General features: G+C 66.2%; 14 protein-coding genes. 1 reads left to right on the plus strand and 13 read right to left on the minus strand.

What is annotated here, in order from left to right; genetic code table 11:
* Positions 1-270: 270 nt before the first annotated feature.
* The 11 genes from ACIA8C_RS41065 to ACIA8C_RS41115 form a co-directional block, all read right to left on the minus strand.
* Positions 271-2070, minus strand: a complete 1800-nt coding sequence (locus ACIA8C_RS41065; RefSeq protein ID WP_397144722.1) for an alpha/beta hydrolase-fold protein — start codon at positions 2068-2070, stop codon at positions 271-273.
* A gap of 352 nt (positions 2071-2422) precedes the next feature.
* Positions 2423-3457: an alpha/beta hydrolase gene (locus ACIA8C_RS41070; protein ID WP_397144572.1), complete on the minus strand. Its 1035-nt coding sequence runs from the start codon at positions 3455-3457 to the stop codon at positions 2423-2425.
* A 398-nt stretch (positions 3458-3855) separates the two neighbouring features.
* On the minus strand, positions 3856-4875 hold the full coding sequence (locus ACIA8C_RS41075) for an alpha/beta hydrolase (protein ID WP_397144574.1): 1020 nt from the start codon (positions 4873-4875) through the stop codon (positions 3856-3858).
* Positions 4876-5178: 303 nt separating this feature from the next.
* Positions 5179-6240, minus strand: a complete 1062-nt coding sequence (locus ACIA8C_RS41080) for an alpha/beta hydrolase (protein ID WP_397144576.1) — start codon at positions 6238-6240, stop codon at positions 5179-5181.
* A gap of 299 nt (positions 6241-6539) precedes the next feature.
* Positions 6540-7622, minus strand: a complete 1083-nt coding sequence (locus ACIA8C_RS41085) for an alpha/beta hydrolase (RefSeq protein ID WP_397144578.1) — start codon at positions 7620-7622, stop codon at positions 6540-6542.
* Positions 7623-7863: 241 nt separating this feature from the next.
* Positions 7864-9828, minus strand: coding sequence for a flagellar motor control protein ZomB (zomB, locus tag ACIA8C_RS41090; protein WP_397144580.1), 1965 nt, complete (start codon positions 9826-9828; stop codon positions 7864-7866).
* Positions 9829-9832: 4 nt separating this feature from the next.
* Positions 9833-10759 (minus strand): decaprenyl-phosphate phosphoribosyltransferase, encoded by a 927-nt coding sequence (locus ACIA8C_RS41095; protein WP_396991829.1) that lies wholly within the window; start codon positions 10757-10759, stop codon positions 9833-9835.
* A gap of 79 nt (positions 10760-10838) precedes the next feature.
* Positions 10839-11393, minus strand: coding sequence for a phosphatase PAP2 family protein (locus ACIA8C_RS41100; RefSeq protein WP_397144724.1), 555 nt, complete (start codon positions 11391-11393; stop codon positions 10839-10841).
* 62 nt (positions 11394-11455) lie between these two features.
* Positions 11456-13396, minus strand: a complete 1941-nt coding sequence (locus ACIA8C_RS41105; RefSeq protein ID WP_397144582.1) for a glycosyltransferase — start codon at positions 13394-13396, stop codon at positions 11456-11458.
* Positions 13393-14622 carry a UDP-galactopyranose mutase gene (gene glf / locus ACIA8C_RS41110; protein WP_397144584.1) on the minus strand — a complete coding sequence of 410 codons (1230 nt, stop codon included), beginning with the start codon at positions 14620-14622 and terminating at the stop codon, positions 13393-13395. Before glf ends, ACIA8C_RS41105 begins: the two co-directional genes overlap by 4 nt.
* A gap of 251 nt (positions 14623-14873) precedes the next feature.
* The gene (locus tag ACIA8C_RS41115; protein ID WP_397144586.1) at positions 14874-15116 is read right to left on the minus strand and encodes a hypothetical protein; all 243 of its coding nucleotides are present in this window, start codon (positions 15114-15116) and stop codon (positions 14874-14876) included.
* A gap of 114 nt (positions 15117-15230) precedes the next feature.
* Between ACIA8C_RS41115 and ACIA8C_RS41120 the strand changes: the two genes are divergently transcribed.
* Positions 15231-15824, plus strand: coding sequence for a TetR/AcrR family transcriptional regulator (locus tag ACIA8C_RS41120; RefSeq protein WP_397144588.1), 594 nt, complete (start codon positions 15231-15233; stop codon positions 15822-15824).
* Positions 15825-15838: 14 nt separating this feature from the next.
* On the opposite strand, the gene ACIA8C_RS41125 is transcribed toward ACIA8C_RS41120, so the two are convergent.
* On the minus strand, positions 15839-16420 hold the full coding sequence (locus tag ACIA8C_RS41125; protein ID WP_397144590.1) for a hypothetical protein: 582 nt from the start codon (positions 16418-16420) through the stop codon (positions 15839-15841).
* 73 nt (positions 16421-16493) lie between these two features.
* Positions 16494-17249, minus strand: a complete 756-nt coding sequence (locus ACIA8C_RS41130; protein WP_397144592.1) for a TipAS antibiotic-recognition domain-containing protein — start codon at positions 17247-17249, stop codon at positions 16494-16496.
* Positions 17250-17258: the final 9 nt, after the last annotated feature.

Genomic DNA, 17258 nt, shown 5'->3' on the forward strand with positions numbered 1-17258 from the left:
CTCGCGTCCGAGCGGTCGAGACTCGCGCCTGCGGCGCATGCGCTTCGACCACTCGGACGCGAGACGGGCCACGAACGGTCGCTCGTAAGACTCGCTCCGTGCGGGGCTGGGTCGGGAGGGGCAGGTCTCGGTCGGTGTTAGCCACACGAACGGGTCGCTCGTAAGACTCGCTTTGTTGGGGCTGGGTTGGGAGGGGTAGGTCTCTGTCGGGGTCAGCCAGGGATGGGGACGGCCACATGGTGTTAGCCAAGCGTGGGGGTGGCCAAACTATTACAGGCCGTGTACTTCTGGTTTTCCGTCTTTGATGACGATGAAGCCGGTTTGGAAGTTCTGCTGGACGCCGCCGGGGACGGGGAACTCGTCGCTGATGGGGTAGCCGAGTTTGCCGTTCTCGTAGCCGAGTACCTGCCAGGCGTCCATGATGGGGCCGTTCTTGACGGCCCAGGTGCCGGACAGGGGGCTCCAGTAGACGTTGCCGCCCTCGAAATGGCTGTAGCGGCCGAGGTCTTTGAGTGGCTGCTCCTCGCTGAGCGGGAAGCCGAGCCAGCTGTTCTCGTAACCCATTTGGGCGTACTTGCCGAGGATCATGCCCTGGACGCGGTGCACGCCGGTCTTGGCGCTGTAGTAGAACGGGCCGTTCTCGAAGGACTGCACGGCGCCGTCGCGGTTCGGGGTCTTCACCTCGGGTGCGACCGGGTAGCCGGCTGGGCCGCCCTCGTAGCCCTGCTTGCCCCACTCGTCGAGGATCGCGCCGCGCACCACCTGGGCACCGGTCTGCGGGGTCCAGTACAGCGCGCCGTTCTGGAAGGTCTGCATGCGGCCCTTGCCGTCCGGCAGCCCGCGTTCATCGCTGATCGGCAGTCCGAGTGGTCCGGCGGCGCCCTGCGCGGCCTGATACCCGCCGCCGATCATGCCGCCGACCGGATGCGCGCCGCCCGCCGGTGTGAAGTAGACCCGGCCGGACCGGAAGTCCTGCGCCACACCGCCCGCCACCGGGTACTCGGCGGACAGGCAGTCGCCGAGCCAGTTGTTCGCCGCGGCCACGGTGGCGATCTGGCCGCCGACGGTGCAGCCGGTCTTGCCTGGATCGACACCGAGCGCGGTGGCGGCCTGAGCCCAGGACTGCCGCATCTCGAAGTCCCAGTAGGGCCACGAATGCGTGCCGGACGGGCGGTAATTCACCTGCGCGGGGATGGCCAGCCTGCCGAGCTTGGTGACGAAGTTCTGCGAGGTGAGCCGCGACAGGATCTCCAGTCCCATGCCCGCATAGTTGGTGCTGACGCCGGGAATGCCGGACGCCTGATCGAACGGCCCGGTGGCGCCGCTGCCGCTGGAGACGTAAAGGGAAACGCCCTTCAGCTTGTCCGCCTGCGTGTACGGGTCGTGCGCGGCCCATTCCGGACTGGTCGGCGGGCCCCACATGGCGCCGACGTCGTAGCCGCCCGCGTCGCGCATGGCGAACTGGATAGCCTGCGGCATGCCGATCGTGGTGGTGGTGAGGAAGCCCGAGTAGGACGCGGCGTATTTGGCGAAGCCGGGATTGCGCGCGGCGAGGAACATGGCCGCCGTGCCGCCCATCGAAAGGCCTTCCATGCCACGGACATCCGTCGCCCGCCAGTCACCCTCCAGCAGCGGCGGCAGCTCCTTGGTCAGGAAGGTCTCCCACTTATAGGTCTTGCCGTTGTTCGGCTGGACCCAGTCGGAGTAGAAGCTGGACTGGCCGCCGACGGGCAGCACCACGGTGACGTTCTTGTCGGCGAAGAAGTCGACGGCGCCCGCGTCCTTGGTCCAGCCGCTCTCGTCGTCTTCGGCGCGCAGGCCGTCGAGCAGGTACAGCACCGGGAAGCGCGCGTCGGGGCGGGTGTTCCAGTCCTTGGCGAGCAGCAGCTGCACCTGGATCGGCGTGGCCATCGACGGCGAATTGATCCACAGCGCGACCCGGCGGTCGGTCAGCCAGATCACCTTCTGCACGGTCGCCGGGGCGACCGCCTCCGGGGCGGGACCGGGCGCCGGGGCCGGCGCCGGCTGCGCGTAGGCGGGTGCGATGCCCGCGGCCAACGGGATCACCATGGCGGTGGCGAGCAGCACTAACCGCCCGCGAGCCGGACGAGCGCCACGACGCTCGCGTCTCCCCCATCTGCCGCGCCGAATCCCTGCCACAAGAGCTTTCTACTCCCGTGCGCGCCGTGTTCCGGGGAGGACACGCACGATAAGAAAACCCTCATGTTCGTTTTGCGGGCTCGCACAACGCATCCGGCGCCACCGCTTCCGTGCTGGAAGCCGCGGCGCCGAAGCGGTCTTACCGGGACAAATGATGTGTGAGTAGATAGATACCGCACCCGGCATCCGTTGAAACCAGCTGTCCCGAAACGTAACTCAGGCCGTACCCGAGTGGGTACGGCCTGAGCGGTCGATCAGCGGATCACCAGGCGCCGGTGGCGTCCAGGATGCCGTTGCGGGACTTGAAGAGCTCGCCCTCCCAGTACTTCCAGGAGTGCGTGCCCTGGGCCGGGAAGTCGAACGTGGCCGGGATGTTCAGCGAGGCCAGGCGAGCCTGGAACGCCCGGGTGTTGACCAGCGAGAGCGCCTCGAGCGCCATCGCGTTGCCGGTGTTGAACACACCGACCGCCGAGTTCGGCGAGTCGTACTGGCCCGGCAGGCCGCTGGCCGCCGAGATGTACATCGGCAGGCCCTTGAGCTGCGGCGCGAACACGAACGGGTCCATCCGCAGCCACGCGGGGCTCCACGGCGCCGCCATCGAGTCGACGTTGTAGCGGCCCGCGTCCAGCATCGCGACGCGGATCGCCTCACGCATGCCCGGCGCGGAGATGTTCAGGTAGCCCGAGTAGGAGGCGGCGTACTTGAACTGCTCGCGGTGGTACGCGGCAAGCGCGAGCGCGCCGCTGCCACCCATCGAGAGACCGGCCACCGCGTTGTTGGTGCGGGAGACGCCGTAGCCCTCGAGGAAGGCCGGAAGTTCCTTGGTCAGAAAGGTTTCCCACTTGTAGGTGACCTTCTGGCCGTTCAGGTTGCTCGGCTGGTACCAGTCCGTGTAGAAGCTGGACTGACCACCGACCGGCATGACCAGGGTGATGTTGTCGCCGCCGAACTGCTGCAGTGCGTTCGTCTCGAACGACCACGCGTTGCGATCGTCACGCGCCCGGAGTCCATCGAGCAGGTAGAGCGCCGCGTTGCCGCCGCGCGATGCCCACTGCACCTGGACCTTGATGGGGCCCATGCTGGACGGGACCATCAGATCTTCGAATCCACCTGCCGGGGCACGCAATACCGGTGCGTGCACCGGCGCCGCGGTGGCGATCGGGGCCGCCACACCCGCGGCGATCGGTAGCGCCAATGCAGCGGCACCGACAGCCAGAATTCGATTACGCCAACCACGAGGTGCGCCTCGCCGTCCCGATTTCGTTCTCATCGGCGCGGCCGCCCTGCCGAAACGCATGAATCCTGCTCTCTTTCTGCTTTTCTGCCTGTTGTGGTGCCGTAGGCGACCCGCGAGGGGCGCAACCGCACCAGTGCTGCCAACGAGACGCACACCGCCACGCACCGGACCCCGACATTCCGGCGCAGGCGACTGCGAAACAACGATCTGGTCACACTTGCGCTCGCTGGACGATATTCGACACCCGTGGCCTTAGCAAGGCCGAGGCAACCAGGTGGCCGAAATCCGCCCGTACGCAATCTGTGATGGTGCGGTGACCCTATCGCGTTCCCCCGGTGATTGTCGTGCCGGAACACCAAATTTTCATCTGATGGCCGGAAGTGTCAGCTACCCGCGGCGGGCCGGCCGCGGCAGCGCCGGGTATCCACGGAGAACCAAGGGAGCGCCGCGATTTCAAGTCAGCCTAAATGCGCACTGAGGTCGGGCAGCATCTGGAACACCTGATCCTGCCAGTAGTTCCAGCTGTGCACGCCGACCGGGGTGTAGACGAACACCGAGTTGCTCGATCCGAGACTGTTAATCCGCGCTTCAAACGCACGGGTGTTGGCGAGCGCGATCGTTTCCAGCGCCATCGCGTTGCCGAGGTGGTAGCCGTCGATCGGGCTGTTGATCACATCACGCGGTCCGTTCAGGCCGTTGCCGCTGGCGATCCACAGCCGAGTTCCGTTGTCACGCAACAACGGCGCGAACATGAACGGATCGTTGCGCAGCCAGCGCGGATCCCATGGCGGACCCCACATGGCGTCGATGTTGAAGCCGCCCGCGTCGAGCATGGCCAGCCGCAGCCCCTCCTTCATCGCAGGGGCCGAGATGTTCAGGTAACCCGAATACGAACCGGCATAACGGAACTGGTCGGGATGGTAGGCGGCCAGCGCGAGCGCGGCGCTGCCACCCATGGACAGGCCGAACACGCCGTTGCCGCGCGGGGTGAAGCCGAGGCGGTCGCGCAACGCCCAGCGCAGATTCTCGGTGAGAAAGCTCTCCCAGGCGTAGGGCTGCTGTTGGCCGTTGGTGTTACTCGGCGCAATCCAATCCGAATAGAAGCTGGACTGTCCGCCGACCGGCATCACCACATTGATGTTCCACTGCGGCAGCACGTGGGAGATGTCGGTGTCGATCTCCCAGCCGCTCAGGTCGTTGCGGGCGCGCAGGCCGTCCAGCGCGTAGACCACCCGCCGGGTATTGCCGTCGGCGGCGCGGAAGATCCTGGACTTGATCGGGCCCATGCTGGAGTCGACCCAGAAGTCGAAGCCACGCGGGTCGTAGCCGGCCTGCGCGGTCGCGCCGAATCCGCCGAGCGCGGCGCCGAACGGCAGCGCGATGGCCAACACCAGGCCCGCGACCGAACGCCGAAACCAGCGGTTGTGCGCCGATTCGCGCACACTGGCAACCGTCCCGCGTACTCCGCCTGATCGCATCGATTCGACCTTTCGCCCGTGCGCTCGCCGTTGACCGCATGCAGATCGACACTCAGCATCGACGGCTTCCAGCGCGAATTCGCGCGGAAACCTTCGGAAAACGCGCTGTGATGCCGGATCGTGACGAAAACCAAAGATTTGCCGATCGCGCGGTTTTTCCGCGACAACCGACCACGAGAAGATCGCAATTCGTTCACCAGCGATCTACCAGCCAATCATGCTCGCGATATCCGTCGGCCGATGCGAAAACAACAGACCGCCCGGCGCTCGATAGCGCCGGGCGGTCTGTTCAGGACGAATTCGTCAGCCGATATTGGCGGACATGTCCGGGATCATCCGGTAAGCCTCGTCGGTCCAGTTGTTCCACGCGTGAATACCGTAGGCCGGATAGGAGTAGACGGTGTTGCCGCCGCCAAGCGTCGCCATCCGCACGTTGAACGCGCGGGTGTTGGCCAGCGCCAGCGCCTCCAGGCCCATTCCGTTGAGGGTGTTGAAGCTCGGTCCATCGTTCGCCGTCGGCAGGCCACTGGCCGCGGCGATCCACAGGCGGGTGCCGTTGCGGACCAGGTTGGGCGCGAAGACGAACGGATCCATCCGCAGCCACTGCGGACCCCACGGCGGCGCCATCGAGTCGACGTTGTAGCCGCCCGCGTCCAGCATGGCGATGCGGATCGCCTCACGCATGCCGGGCGCCGAGATGTTCAGGTAGCCGGAGTACGAACCGGCGAAACTGAACTGATCCGGGTGGTACGCGGCCAGGGTGAGCGCCGCGCTGCCGCCCATGGACAGGCCGAACACGCCGTTGCGATTCGGATTGAAGCCGAGCCGCTCCTGCAGCGCGTTGCGCAGGTCGCGGGTCAGGAAGGTCTCCCACTGGTACCGGTAGCTCTTGCCGGGACCGGCGGCCAGGATGTTCAGCGCGCCGGAGCCGGAGGACGAGCCGGAGCCCGCCGGGATGCCCGCCAGCTCGCTCGGGGCATTCCAGTCGGCGTAGAAGCTGGACATGCCGCCGACGGGCATGACCACGTTGATGTTCGCGTCGGCCAGGACCGCGGGAACGTTGGTCTCGATCTCCCAGCCGTTCAGCGTCTCCGGCGCACGCATGCCGTCGAGTACGTAGGCGACCCGGTTGGTGTTGCCGTCCCTGGCGCGCAGCACGCGGGTCTTGATCGGGCCCATGCCGGAATCGACCCAGAAGTCGAACGCGCCGGGGTCCATGCCCGCCGATGCGATGGCACCACTGCCCGCTGCCGCGATACCGAAGGGCAGCAACAGAGCCACGGCGACCCCGAGTGCGGATCGCTTCACCCACGAACCAGTCGCTCCGGACGTACCGGATCTACCTTTCCAGCGGGTAATTCGCATCTAACTCGACCTTTCGTTCGGGCGGCCGGGGGGCAAACAGCTGGCGATCTCGACCGGCCCCCGTTGCGGACACTGAGTGCCGCCGTCCACCGAAACCGGACGAATCGACCTCTGTGCATGTTCTTCGTGTATCAATCGGCATCGGAAGCTTATATGTTGCTGGAAAGTGACTCATGCCACAACTCGCCCGCCGCTACCCTTCTCATTCGTTACCGAACACCGGTTGGACGCCTGGCAAACGAAAAGGCCGCCCGGTGCACTCGGCACCGGGCGGCCTTTCGAACAGACTTACCCGTGAATCACCCGATATTGGCGGACATATCCGGGATCATCCGGTAGACCTCATCGGCCCAGTAGGTCCAGTTGTGCACACCGACGGCCGGGAAGTCGTAGGTGGCGTTGCTCGCGCCCAGCGTGGCCATCCGCACCTGGAACGCGCGGGTGTTGGCCAGCGCCAGCGCCTCGAGTCCCATCGCGTTGACGGTGTTGAAGCTCAGACCATCGGCACCGCTCGGCAGACCGCTGCCCGCCGAGACCCACAGCCTGGTGTTGTTGGCCTTGAGACGCGGCGCGAAGACGAACGGATCCATCCGGAGCCACTGCGGACCCCACGGCGGCGCCATCGCGTCGATATTGAAGCCGCCCGCGTCGAGCATGGCCACCCGCAGCGCCTCGCGCATACCCGGCGCCGAGATGTTCAGGTAGCCGGAATACGAACCGGCATAACGGAACTGGTCCGGATGGTAGGCCGCCAGGGTGAGCGCCGCGCTGCCACCCATGGACAGGCCGAACACGGCGTTGCCGTTCGGATTGAAGCCGAGGCGATCGCGCAGCGCGTTGCGCAGATTCTGAGTGAGGAAGGTTTCCCACTTGTAGGTATTCGTCTTACCCATGCCCGCGGAGCCCGAGAGCAGTCCGGAGCCGGAGTTGGCCGAGCCGGTGGACGACGAACCCGCGCTGCCGAGGCCGAAGAAATTACTCGGCCCGGTCCAGTCGGCGTAGAAGCTCGACGGACCGCCCACCGGCATCACGACGTTCATGTTCCATTTGGTCAGCTCGCGCACGACCTCGGTGTCGACTTCCCAGCCGTTCAGATCCGGCCTGGCCCGCATACCGTCCAGCGCGTAGACCACGCGGCCGGTGTTGCCGTCGGCGGCACGGAAGACCCGGTTCTTGATCGGGCCCATCTCCGAGTCGACCCAGAAATCGAAGCCGTCCGGGTTGAACGCCGCGGACGCCGGTCCGGCCGGGCCTGCCACCGACACCCCGAGCGGCAGCAGAATCGCCATGGACACCAGCGCCGAACGCTTCAGCCACGATCCGGCTCTTCGAGTATTCAGACGCCCGAACACGCCTCGCATCAGTTTCGACCTCTCGTTCATGCAACAGCACCGGCTGTTGTCTCACGATGACCCGCCGATGCCCTCAACTAGTGGACGTCATGACGGGCGTACTTTCGCAGCCTAGCGCGTCATCGTGACAAGGGCGTTATCGAACCGAGACAGAGGGGTGTACCCCAATTTTGTGAAACCTGCCCAATGCAGCAACTGGGCCCCCTGTGAAGGGGACCCAGTGTGCTTATTGATCATTCGGACTCGACACGGTCCGTCAGCAGGGATCGACTCAGCGCGGGGCCGGTACCGGTTTGGGGAACGGGTCCACCAAACCGCACCGTTCGATCTCGTACTTGGGCACTCTGTCGATCCGGTACTTGGCGAAGGTCAGCGCGTGCTTCAAGTTGTGCCGGAACCGCTCGAAGGTGAGCGGGTCGCGGTAGGAGATCTGTAACGCCTCGGTGGCGGGGCAGGACATCGCGGTGCGCGCCTGGGTCACCCACTTCTCGTCCAGGTACCAGGGCATCCACGGCTTCTTGTCCACCATGCCGGTGTCCACGATGACCCAGTCCGGGTACAGCGCCTTGTCGTGTCCGATCCGGCCGTCGGTGAGCCGTTCGGTGTGCGCGGCGAGCGGATAGGCCAGGCCCATCTGATCGATGACGCGCACGTTCAGCGGAACGTTCATGCTGGTCATACCGAGGTTGAGGAAGTAGACGGTGTGCCCGGCGCCGCCCGCCGGAATCGGCTGCGGCGGCGGCGCGATATACCAGAACATGAACGACGGCGAGTTCAGCAGCAGGCCGCCGTTCGGGGTCTCGGTGATGTTGTCGACCATCGGCCGGATACGCGGGTAGTCCAGGTAGTCCTCGGCCAGGATCGGATGATCGTGGCCGGTATTGAGGACGTAGTAGACCCGCTCGTCGACGATGCCGGTCGAGGTGATCTTGGTGCCGGACTTGATCGCGGTGGTGTTGGCGGCGAACAGCGCCCAGCCCGCCGTGCCGAGCAACGCGAAGAGCACCACCGCGAAGGACCAGTCGGCGGCGGTCGCGGAACGCAGCCCACCCACCGGCAACCGGATCGGCACCACGGCGACGGGCAGCAGCAACAGGAACAGCTGCGCAAGCAGCATGCGGCCGTGCATGAAGTCGCCGCCGACGCGCAGCGCGTAGATGGTGAGGACGAATCCGCTGAGCAGCACCAGCGTGACCACCGCGGCGGGCGAGCGCAACCATTCCCGAATCCGGCGCGCGTTCCACCGGGACTGCTCCTCGGCGCCGGCATGCCGTCCGTCCGGATCCACCGGCTCGGCGGCCTTACTACGCGCCGCGACGACTCCCGCGACGAGCAGCACGAGCAACGGCACCCACAGGTAGTACGGGCCGACCAGATCCCACAGGTAGATGAAGCCCTGGTGCCACTTGGCGCCGCCCGCGTCCTTGGCGACCGCGGTGTTCGGGTAGGGCAGGCCGTAGTAGCCCATCCGCCAGATCTGGTAGCCCATCGGCACCAGGCCCGCGACCAGAATGATCAAGCCGCGCAACACGATCGGACGCAGCCGGGACTCCGGCATCGGCGCGATGACGATCATCAGCAGCGCGAGGCCGCCGACCAGCGTCATCTCCGGGCGGATCAGCGGGGCCAGGCCCGCGAGAAAAACCAGACCGAGCAGACCCGGCAACCGGACGCGCTCGGCCTGACTCCAGCGGATCAGCTGCCACCACAGCAGGCCGAGCCAGCAGATCACCAGGCAGCTCTCCAGCCCCGAGGTGACGTAGTCGCGGGCAGGCGGGATGGCGATGTAGACCAGCATCCCGGCGGGCAGCAGCAGCACCGACTTCGGGCCGCCCCACAGCCTGCTCGCGCCGAGCATGGCGAACACGACCGCGGCCAGCGACAGGGTGAACGCGATGCCGAGCACCACGTACTCGAGTCGCGCCTGGGTCAGCCAGCTGAAGAACCAGACGATGTAGGTCCATGCGGTGCTGGTGTTGGTCTCGACGCGCTCGCCCTCGTTGAAGACGGGTCCGTTGCCTGCCAGCAGGTTGCGCACCGTGCGCAGCACGATCAGGCCGTCGTCGGCGATCCAGCGGCGCTGCCAGCCGCCGACGGCGAAAAGGACCACGGTGAGCGCGATCCCACCGACGAACGTGGCACGGGATAGCAAGGCGTACCGCGACGCCGAGCGGGCCGGCTGCACAGCCGGCCCCTCGTTCGCGTATTCCTCTTGCTCCACTCCCGCTACCAACATCTCGTCAGGTGAGATAGACAGCGACACCTACCGCTCCGATCAAGGCGATTGCGAGTAACTGGAGGACACGATCCCCCAGAGCGATCTCTTCAGGTTCACCGGCCTCGCCGCCATCGACGTCGACCGCGTAGCGCAGGATTGCGATGGTAAACGGAATCATCGAGATTGCGTACCAATTGGTGTCTTTTAGGTTGTCCTGTTGGAACGCCCACAGACCGTAGAACACCACGACGGCTGTGGCCGACAGGGTCCAGACAAAGCGCAGATAGGTCGGCGTGTAGTACTCGAGCGACTTGCGAATCTTGGCGCCCGTGCTCACCGCGATCTGCAGTTCGGCGTAGCGCTTGCCTGCCGCCATGAACAGCGAACCGAACGCCATGATCAGCAGGAACCACTGCGACGGAGCGATATTCGCGGCCGCGCTACCGGCGACCGCGCGCAGCAGGAAGCCCGAGGACACGATGCAGATGTCCAGCACCGCCTGGTGCTTGAGGCCGAAGCAGTAGGCCAGCTGGATGCCGATGTAGATCGCCATCACCACGGCCAGGTTCCACGACGCGAGGAACGAGCCTGCGATCGAGGCGACGAGCAGCACGACCGACAGCGTGTAGGCCAGGTTCACCGGGACGATGCCCGCGGCGATCGGCCGGAACCGCTTGGTCGGGTGCGCCCGGTCCGCCTCGACGTCGAGCGCGTCGTTGACCAGGTAAATGCCGGAGGCCGCCAGACAGAACACCACGAAGGCGATGCCGACATGCGCGAGCACGTCGATCTCGTTGACCGTGCCCGCGGCCAGCGGAGCCGCGAGCACCAGGACATTCTTGACCCACTGCCGCGGCCGGACAGCCTTGAACAACCCGCCCGCCAACGTCTTCGGCGGCCCCTTGACAACCGCTTCAGCTAGGTCGGCACCAGTCGGCTCTTCGCTCATGACTCCGCCTCGCTGGCGCTCGGCTGCGTCATGTGCGATGCACGCTGTGTCATGATTCGCTCGCTTCGCTCCCTCATGTTCAACTACCAAAGCTCTTTCTGTGGCGGTCATCGAGTCTCTTTTCGGCGGCAAGCACAACGGCGGCGGACGCGGCACCGAGCGCCGAACCAGCGAGCACATCGGAGGGATAGTGCACCCCGAGGACGACCCGGGAAAGCAGCATCGGTGGGACGAGCACCGCAGGCAAGGGTAGCCCGGTCAATCTGCCGAGCAACACCGCCGCCGCGGTGGTCGAGGTGGCGTGCGAGGACGGGAAGCTCAGCTTGCTCGGCGTCGACACGTTGACCTGCACCGACGGATCGTTGGGGCGGGGCCGCCGGACGACCCGCTTGATCACGATGGAGGCGGCGTGCGCGCCGACCGCGCCGACCGCGACCCCGGCCCACTGCCTGCGCCGCGGCTTGTCGACGAGCCAGCCCGCCGCGGCGATGCCGACCCAGCCGAGCGCGTGCTCACCGAAATGCGACATGCCGCGGGCCGCCTTGATCACCTCGGGTGTGGCGATCCTGGCCTGCACCGCGTTGATGATCTTCACCTCGGGCGACGCCGGTTTGGTCGACGGCACCGCGGACACCGGTCCGCCGTGGCCGTTCGTGCTCTGCAGCGGCTTGTTCACCGCGGTGTTGTCCGCGACACTCACGACTTGTCACCCTTCGTCTCTGCACCGATGCCGAAGGCATTTTCCCAGGCCGCGCTGCTGGTCAGCTGCGGGTGGGCGGCGCGGTAGCGCTGCTGCATCTCGGGGAAGCGGGCGGCCAGTTCCTTGCGCAGGCGCAGGGCTTCCTGGAAAAGGCCGAGGGCCTGGCGCGGGTCGCGCTTGCGGTAGACGACGCCACGTCCGTCGGCGGTGGTGACGGTAACCCCGTCGACCTGCGACAGCAAGAACCATCGCGCGTCCAGCGTCGGGACGTTCAGCTGCGGGATCTCGTGGTGCTGCGGGTGCGCCGGGCGGAAGTTGTGCACCACGCCCTTGGCCAGCCGGACCACCTTGGCGATCGGGTTAGCGGGCTCGGCGACGGCGCCGACCTCGAGGTGGCTGGCCAGCGGCAGTTCGGTGGACGACGGCAGGATGACCGCGTCGGGGTACTGCTTGCGCAGCGCGTGCACCGCGCCGAGCGCACTCGGCAACAGTTGGAACAGCCGTTCCGGACCCGCGAGGAAGTCCTCGATCGCCAAGTTCTGAATGGCGACCGTCGAATACTCCAGGCACAGCAGGTGTTTCAGCGTCGCCTTGACCGTGTTGACGACCATGCCGCGCCCGTTACCCGGCATGTGCAGCGAGGCGACGACCAGCCGGTTGCGCAGGTGGAAATACGCCTGCCAATCGATGGCGTCGTCCTTGTCGCTCCACGCCATGTGCCACACCGCGGCACCGGGCAGGGTGACCGTGGGGTAGCCGTGATCCCTTGCGCGCAGCCCGTATTCGACGTCGTCCCACTTCAGGAACAGCGGCAGCGGCTGGCCGATCTCCTCGGCGACCCGGCGCGGAATCACGCAGGTCCACCAGCCGTTGAAGTCGACGTCGATGCGCCGGTGCAGCAGCTTGGAGTTGTCGCGGTCCTTGAGCGGATACTTCGAGAAGTCGTGGTCGTACTCGACATTCGGCGCGGAGGTCCACATGAAGATGCCGCGGTCGACGACCTCACCCATGCTGTGCAGGTGCGAGCGTTCCTGCAGATTGAGCATCTGCCCGCCGACCAGCACGGGCGACTTGGCGAACCGGGCGAAGGCCAGCGCGCGCAGGATCGAGTCGGGCTCGATCTCGATGTCGTCGTCCATGTAGACGATGTACTCGGCGTCGGTGGTCTTCAACGCCTCGTACATCACCCGGCTGTAGCCGCCGGAACCACCGAGGTTGGGCTGATCGTGGATGGCGAGCCGGTCGCCGAGCGGCGCGGCGGCCTCGGTGAAGCCGGGCTCGTCGACCACCTTGCGGTTGCCCTGATCGGCGACGATCACCGCGGCGACCTTATCCAGTACCAGCGGGTCCGAGCCAAGGGCGGCAAGGGTTTTCACCAGATCGGTGGGCCGGTTGAAGGTAGGCATGCCGACCGCGATGCTGCCCCGGTCGGGCGCCTCGACCGGGGCGTACCAGCCGCCGGACAGCAGCGTGACCGCCGTGTCGGTGGTGATGTCGAACCAGATCCAGCCGCCGTCCTCGAACGGGCCGAGGTCGGCCTCGAACTCCACATCCACCGATTCGGTGCCGGGCAATACGGCGAATTCCTTGCCCTGCACATGAATTCGTGAACCATCCGCCTTCGAGCGGTAGACGTCCACCCGGCCGTGACCGGCCAGCTCCAGGCGCAGCACCACCGACTCGAGGATGCTCCAGCGCCGCCAGTAGCTGGCGGGCAGCGCGTTGAAGTAGGTGCAGAACGACACCTCCGACTCCGCACCGATGGACAGCGAGGTGCGGGTGGCGGCGTGCGCGCGCTTGGCGTTGGTCTTGGATTCCTCGACGTAGAGGGTGCGCACGTCGAGCGGCTCACCCGGCCGGGGCAGGATGATCCGCTGCAGCAGCGATTTCGCGCGGGTCTCGGTGGTCATCTCTTCCAAAATGGATTGGGAGGTCATTCTGCACTTTCGTCAGCGAGCGGCGCACCGGTCTCCAAGTGCGGACGCAGCACATTGTCGAACATGCTGAGCGCACTGCCGATGGCCATGTGCATATCCAGGTACTGGTAGGTGCCGAGGCGGCCGCCGAAAAGGACCTTGTCCGTTGCGGTTTCCTTCTTGGCGAGCGCGCGGTAGGCCGACACCTTGGCGCGGTCCTCCGGCGTGTTGATCGGGTAGTACGGCTCGTCGCCGGTCTGCGCGGAGCGAGAGAACTCGCGCATGATGACCGTCTTGTCCTTCGGGTAGTCGCGCTCAGGGTGGAAATGGCGCGGCTCGATGATGCGGGTGAAGGGCACGTCCGCATCGTTGTAGTTCATCACCGAGGTGCCTTGGTAGTCACCGGTGTCGAGCACCTCGGTCTCGAAATCGATGGTGCGCCAGCCGAGTTCGCCCTCTTGGTAGTCGAAGTAGCGATCCAGCGGGCCGGTGTAGACGACCGGGGCGTCCGGGTTCGCGGCGCGCAGCTCGTCGCGCACGTCGAACCAGTCGGTGTTCACCCTGACCTCGATGAGCTCCGAGGCGGCCATGTTTTCCAGCCACTTCGTGTAACCCTCTTTGGGCAGGCCCTCGTAGGTGTCGTTGAAGTAGCGGTTGTCGAAGGTGTAGCGCACCGGCAGGCGGGTGATGTTGCCCGCGGGCAGTTCCTTCGGGTCGGTCTGCCACTGCTTGGCGGTGTAGTCGCGCATGAACGCCTCGTACAGCGGGCGCCCGATCAGCGAGATCGCCTTCTCCTCGAAGTTCTGCGCGTCCTTGGCCTCGAACTCCGCGGACTGCTCGGCGATCAGCTTGCGCGCCTCATCCGGGGTGAAGTAGCGGCCGAAGAACTGGGAGATCAGGCCGAGGCCCATCGGGAACTGGTAGGCCTGCCCCTTGTGCAGCGCGAAGACCCGGTGCTGGTACCCGGTGAACTCGGTGAACTTGGTGACGTAATCCCAGACCCGCTTGTTCGAGGTGTGGAACAGGTGCGCGCCGTACTTGTGGATCTCGATCCCGGTATCCGGGTCCGGCTCCGAGTAGGCGTTACCGCCGAGGTGATAGCGACGATCGAGCACCAGCACGCGTTTACCGAGCTCGGTAGCGGCGCGTTCGGCGACGGTCAGCCCGAAGAATCCGGAGCCGACGACGATCAGATCGAACTGTGAGGTGGAGTTGGCGGAGTTACCCGGGGACGATGCGACGGTCACGGGAGCCCAGAGTATCGGAAGTCCGCGCGAGGTCTGGGTGGAGTCGTGCGGGGCACATCACCAGACCGGGTCCACGCACGTTTTCGTGCCCGAGCCATCCCAATTTCGCCGGAAGTTTGCCGATAGTGGACTTGACGGTCATGGAGGCTTTATAACCTCAGCGGTTCGGCGCGGGACGCGATCGAGTATGTCGGCGGGCCGGAAGTTGCGGCGGGTTCCTGGCCATCGACGGCGGTAACCATTTGCGCTCGTCAGCCCGGGAAGCCGACCTCGACCTCCACTTGGTCGCGGTCGGTGTACATACGCCAATAGTGTTCGCCCAGTTCGTCATTGGTCATGCGGATGATCTCGAGGTCGGCCGGGAACAGCTCAGGGTGTTCGTCGACGAGCTGTTCAGCCTTGCTGTTGCCGATCAACGCGCCGATGTCGAGCAGGCCCGCGTAGACGCCGGTGCCTTGTAGTTCGATCGCGAGTTGCGACGAGTTCGTCCACATGCCGCTGCGCCTTGTCCGGGTTTCTGCCGATCACCGCCACCCGAAACCCCTCGCGCCCGAAGCGCCGCGCGGTTCCCACACCGAGCCCGGGCCCGCCGCAACCGCGACGCGCTGGTGACCGCGGCCCGCGCGGTCTTCGAAGAACGCGGCCTCGACGCGCCGCTCAAAGAGATCGCGGCCCGCGCGGGCGTCGCCATCGGCACCCTCTACAACCGCTTCCCCACCCGCGACGACCTCATCGCCGCCGCCGTAGAGGACCGCATCGAAGCGGGCGGCCGCATCGCCGAGGAAGCCCTCGCCATCGACGACCCGTGGGACTCGTTCGTCTATCTGGTCGAAAAGGTCTGCGAACTCCAAGCTGCCGACCGCCTACTCAGCGAACTGGCCGTCCGCGCGGCCCCGAGCCACGCCATCGCCGACGCGCAGGAATACGGCCACGGCATCATGCGCCGAATCATCAGCCGCGCCCAGCGATCCGGCGCCCTGCGCTCGGACTGGGTGCTCGAGGACATCGCCTTCATCACCTGGTCACACACCAGAATCCTGGAGGCCACCGCCACCATCGCCCCCGAAGCGTGGCGCCGCCACCTAGCCCTGACCCTCGACGGTCTCCGCGCTACCGCGGCCCACCCGCTGCCGGTTCCCCCGATCTCGGAAGCCCAACTGATGCAGTCCCTTCGAGGACAACCCGAAGACGGCCGGTCGTAACTGTCGGCCGTACTTCATGTGTCGATGGCGGCGAAAGTCGTTTCGCTATCGGAGGTTTCGAGATACGGGCGGGGCGGCTGGTAGGCGACCCAGCGAGTGGTGAGGCCGGAGGAGGCCAGGAGGAAGACGGCCAAGGGCAGGACCGCGGCGGTCAGCGAGGCGATCCACTCGCGATGCAGCAGGGCGGTCAGGGTACCGACGAGGCCGTCGAAATTGCCGTTGCGGATTTCGAGTGACTGCCGCTGCTCGGGGAGCCAATCGATGCCGTAGTCGGGCTGGTAACCGAAGAGCGCGCAGACGAGGGCGACGAGGGCGGCGGCGGTCAGCAGGCCCGAGGTGAGGATGAGGATATAGCGGGCGGTTTCGTCGCGGCGGAGCAACTGGACGGCGCCGTAGATCAGGGCGATCGCGGCGAGTAACGCGCCGAGCATGGAGAAGGCGGCGAAGGATTTGTCGATGTGCGGGCCGCCGCGCAGTGCGTTCAGTACGGTTCGTTCGCCCCACAGGTTGCACAGCCCGACGAACAGGGCCAGCACCGCCGCGGTGGTCGCGACCACTCCGCTCGGCGCCTGCCGACTCTCACTGGCGTATGTCATTGCTCGGATGCCCTCTCTCCGCCGACGGCCGGCACGCATTCAGTATGCGTACCGGCCGGGTGTTGGGCGCGATCTACAGCTGTGTTTCGGCGTAGACCTTCATGGCGTCGCGGACGAACTCCACGGTGCCCGCGCCGTGCACGTCGTAGTTGGCCCCGAAACGCGGGTCCGCGACATACATCTCGCCGAGGCCGATGAAGGCCTCCTTCAGCACAGCCTCGCCCTGCCAGCCCTCGCCGATCCAGGCGCGGTGCCTGGCGACGATGGCCTGCACCTCGGCGCTGTCGGGCGCCAGCCCGGCGGCGTGTGCCCTGCCGTAGTCGGCGGCGATGTCCAAGTGGGTCTGGAAGTGCGCCTTCTTCTGTGCCTCGCTCATCGAGCGCCACCATTTGTCGCCGCTTTCGTAGGCGTCCTTGCCCCAGCGTTCGATCACCTCATCCTTGTACTGAGTGTGGTCGAAGCCGTCGAAAACTTCTGCGGCCATGAGTTGTTCACCTCTTTCCGTCTTTTGCAGCGTGGTTTGCACCGAGGAGATCTGGCGCCGGATCCGATCCTGTTCCTGCCGAAGCAGTTCCAGGTGCGTGCGCAGTGCGGCACCGGTGTCCTGTTCTCCGGCAAGGACTTCGGCGATGACCGGGAGGCCGAGGCCGAGTTCTCGCAGCAGCAGGATGCGTTGCAACCGCAGCAGGGAGCCCTGGTCGTAGTAGCGGTATCCGTTGGTGCCGATCCGGCTCGGCGGCAGCAGCCCGAACTGGCCGTAGTGGCGCAGCGTGCGGCTGGTGGTACCGGCCGCCTTGGCCAGATCCTGGATGGACCATTCAGTGCTCACGACCTGTTC

The sequence above is a fragment of the Nocardia sp. NPDC051321 genome (genome assembly GCF_044455225.1).
Lineage (GTDB): Bacteria > Actinomycetota > Actinomycetes > Mycobacteriales > Mycobacteriaceae > Nocardia.

Coding starts and splice junctions, on each gene's coding strand:
- ACIA8C_RS41095 (WP_396991829.1), bottom strand. CDS start 10,759: ATGAGCGAAGAGCCGACTGGTGCCGACCTAGCTGAAGCGGTTGTCAAG.
- ACIA8C_RS41080 (WP_397144576.1), bottom strand. CDS start 6,240: ATGCGAATTACCCGCTGGAAAGGTAGATCCGGTACGTCCGGAGCGACT.
- ACIA8C_RS41070 (WP_397144572.1), bottom strand. CDS start 3,457: ATGCGTTTCGGCAGGGCGGCCGCGCCGATGAGAACGAAATCGGGACGG.
- ACIA8C_RS41125 (WP_397144590.1), bottom strand. CDS start 16,420: ATGACATACGCCAGTGAGAGTCGGCAGGCGCCGAGCGGAGTGGTCGCG.
- zomB (WP_397144580.1), bottom strand. CDS start 9,828: ATGTTGGTAGCGGGAGTGGAGCAAGAGGAATACGCGAACGAGGGGCCG.
- ACIA8C_RS41085 (WP_397144578.1), bottom strand. CDS start 7,622: ATGAACGAGAGGTCGAAACTGATGCGAGGCGTGTTCGGGCGTCTGAAT.
- ACIA8C_RS41105 (WP_397144582.1), bottom strand. CDS start 13,396: ATGACCTCCCAATCCATTTTGGAAGAGATGACCACCGAGACCCGCGCG.
- ACIA8C_RS41115 (WP_397144586.1), bottom strand. CDS start 15,116: ATGTGGACGAACTCGTCGCAACTCGCGATCGAACTACAAGGCACCGGC.
- ACIA8C_RS41075 (WP_397144574.1), bottom strand. CDS start 4,875: ATGCGATCAGGCGGAGTACGCGGGACGGTTGCCAGTGTGCGCGAATCG.
- ACIA8C_RS41065 (WP_397144722.1), bottom strand. CDS start 2,070: ATGGTGATCCCGTTGGCCGCGGGCATCGCACCCGCCTACGCGCAGCCG.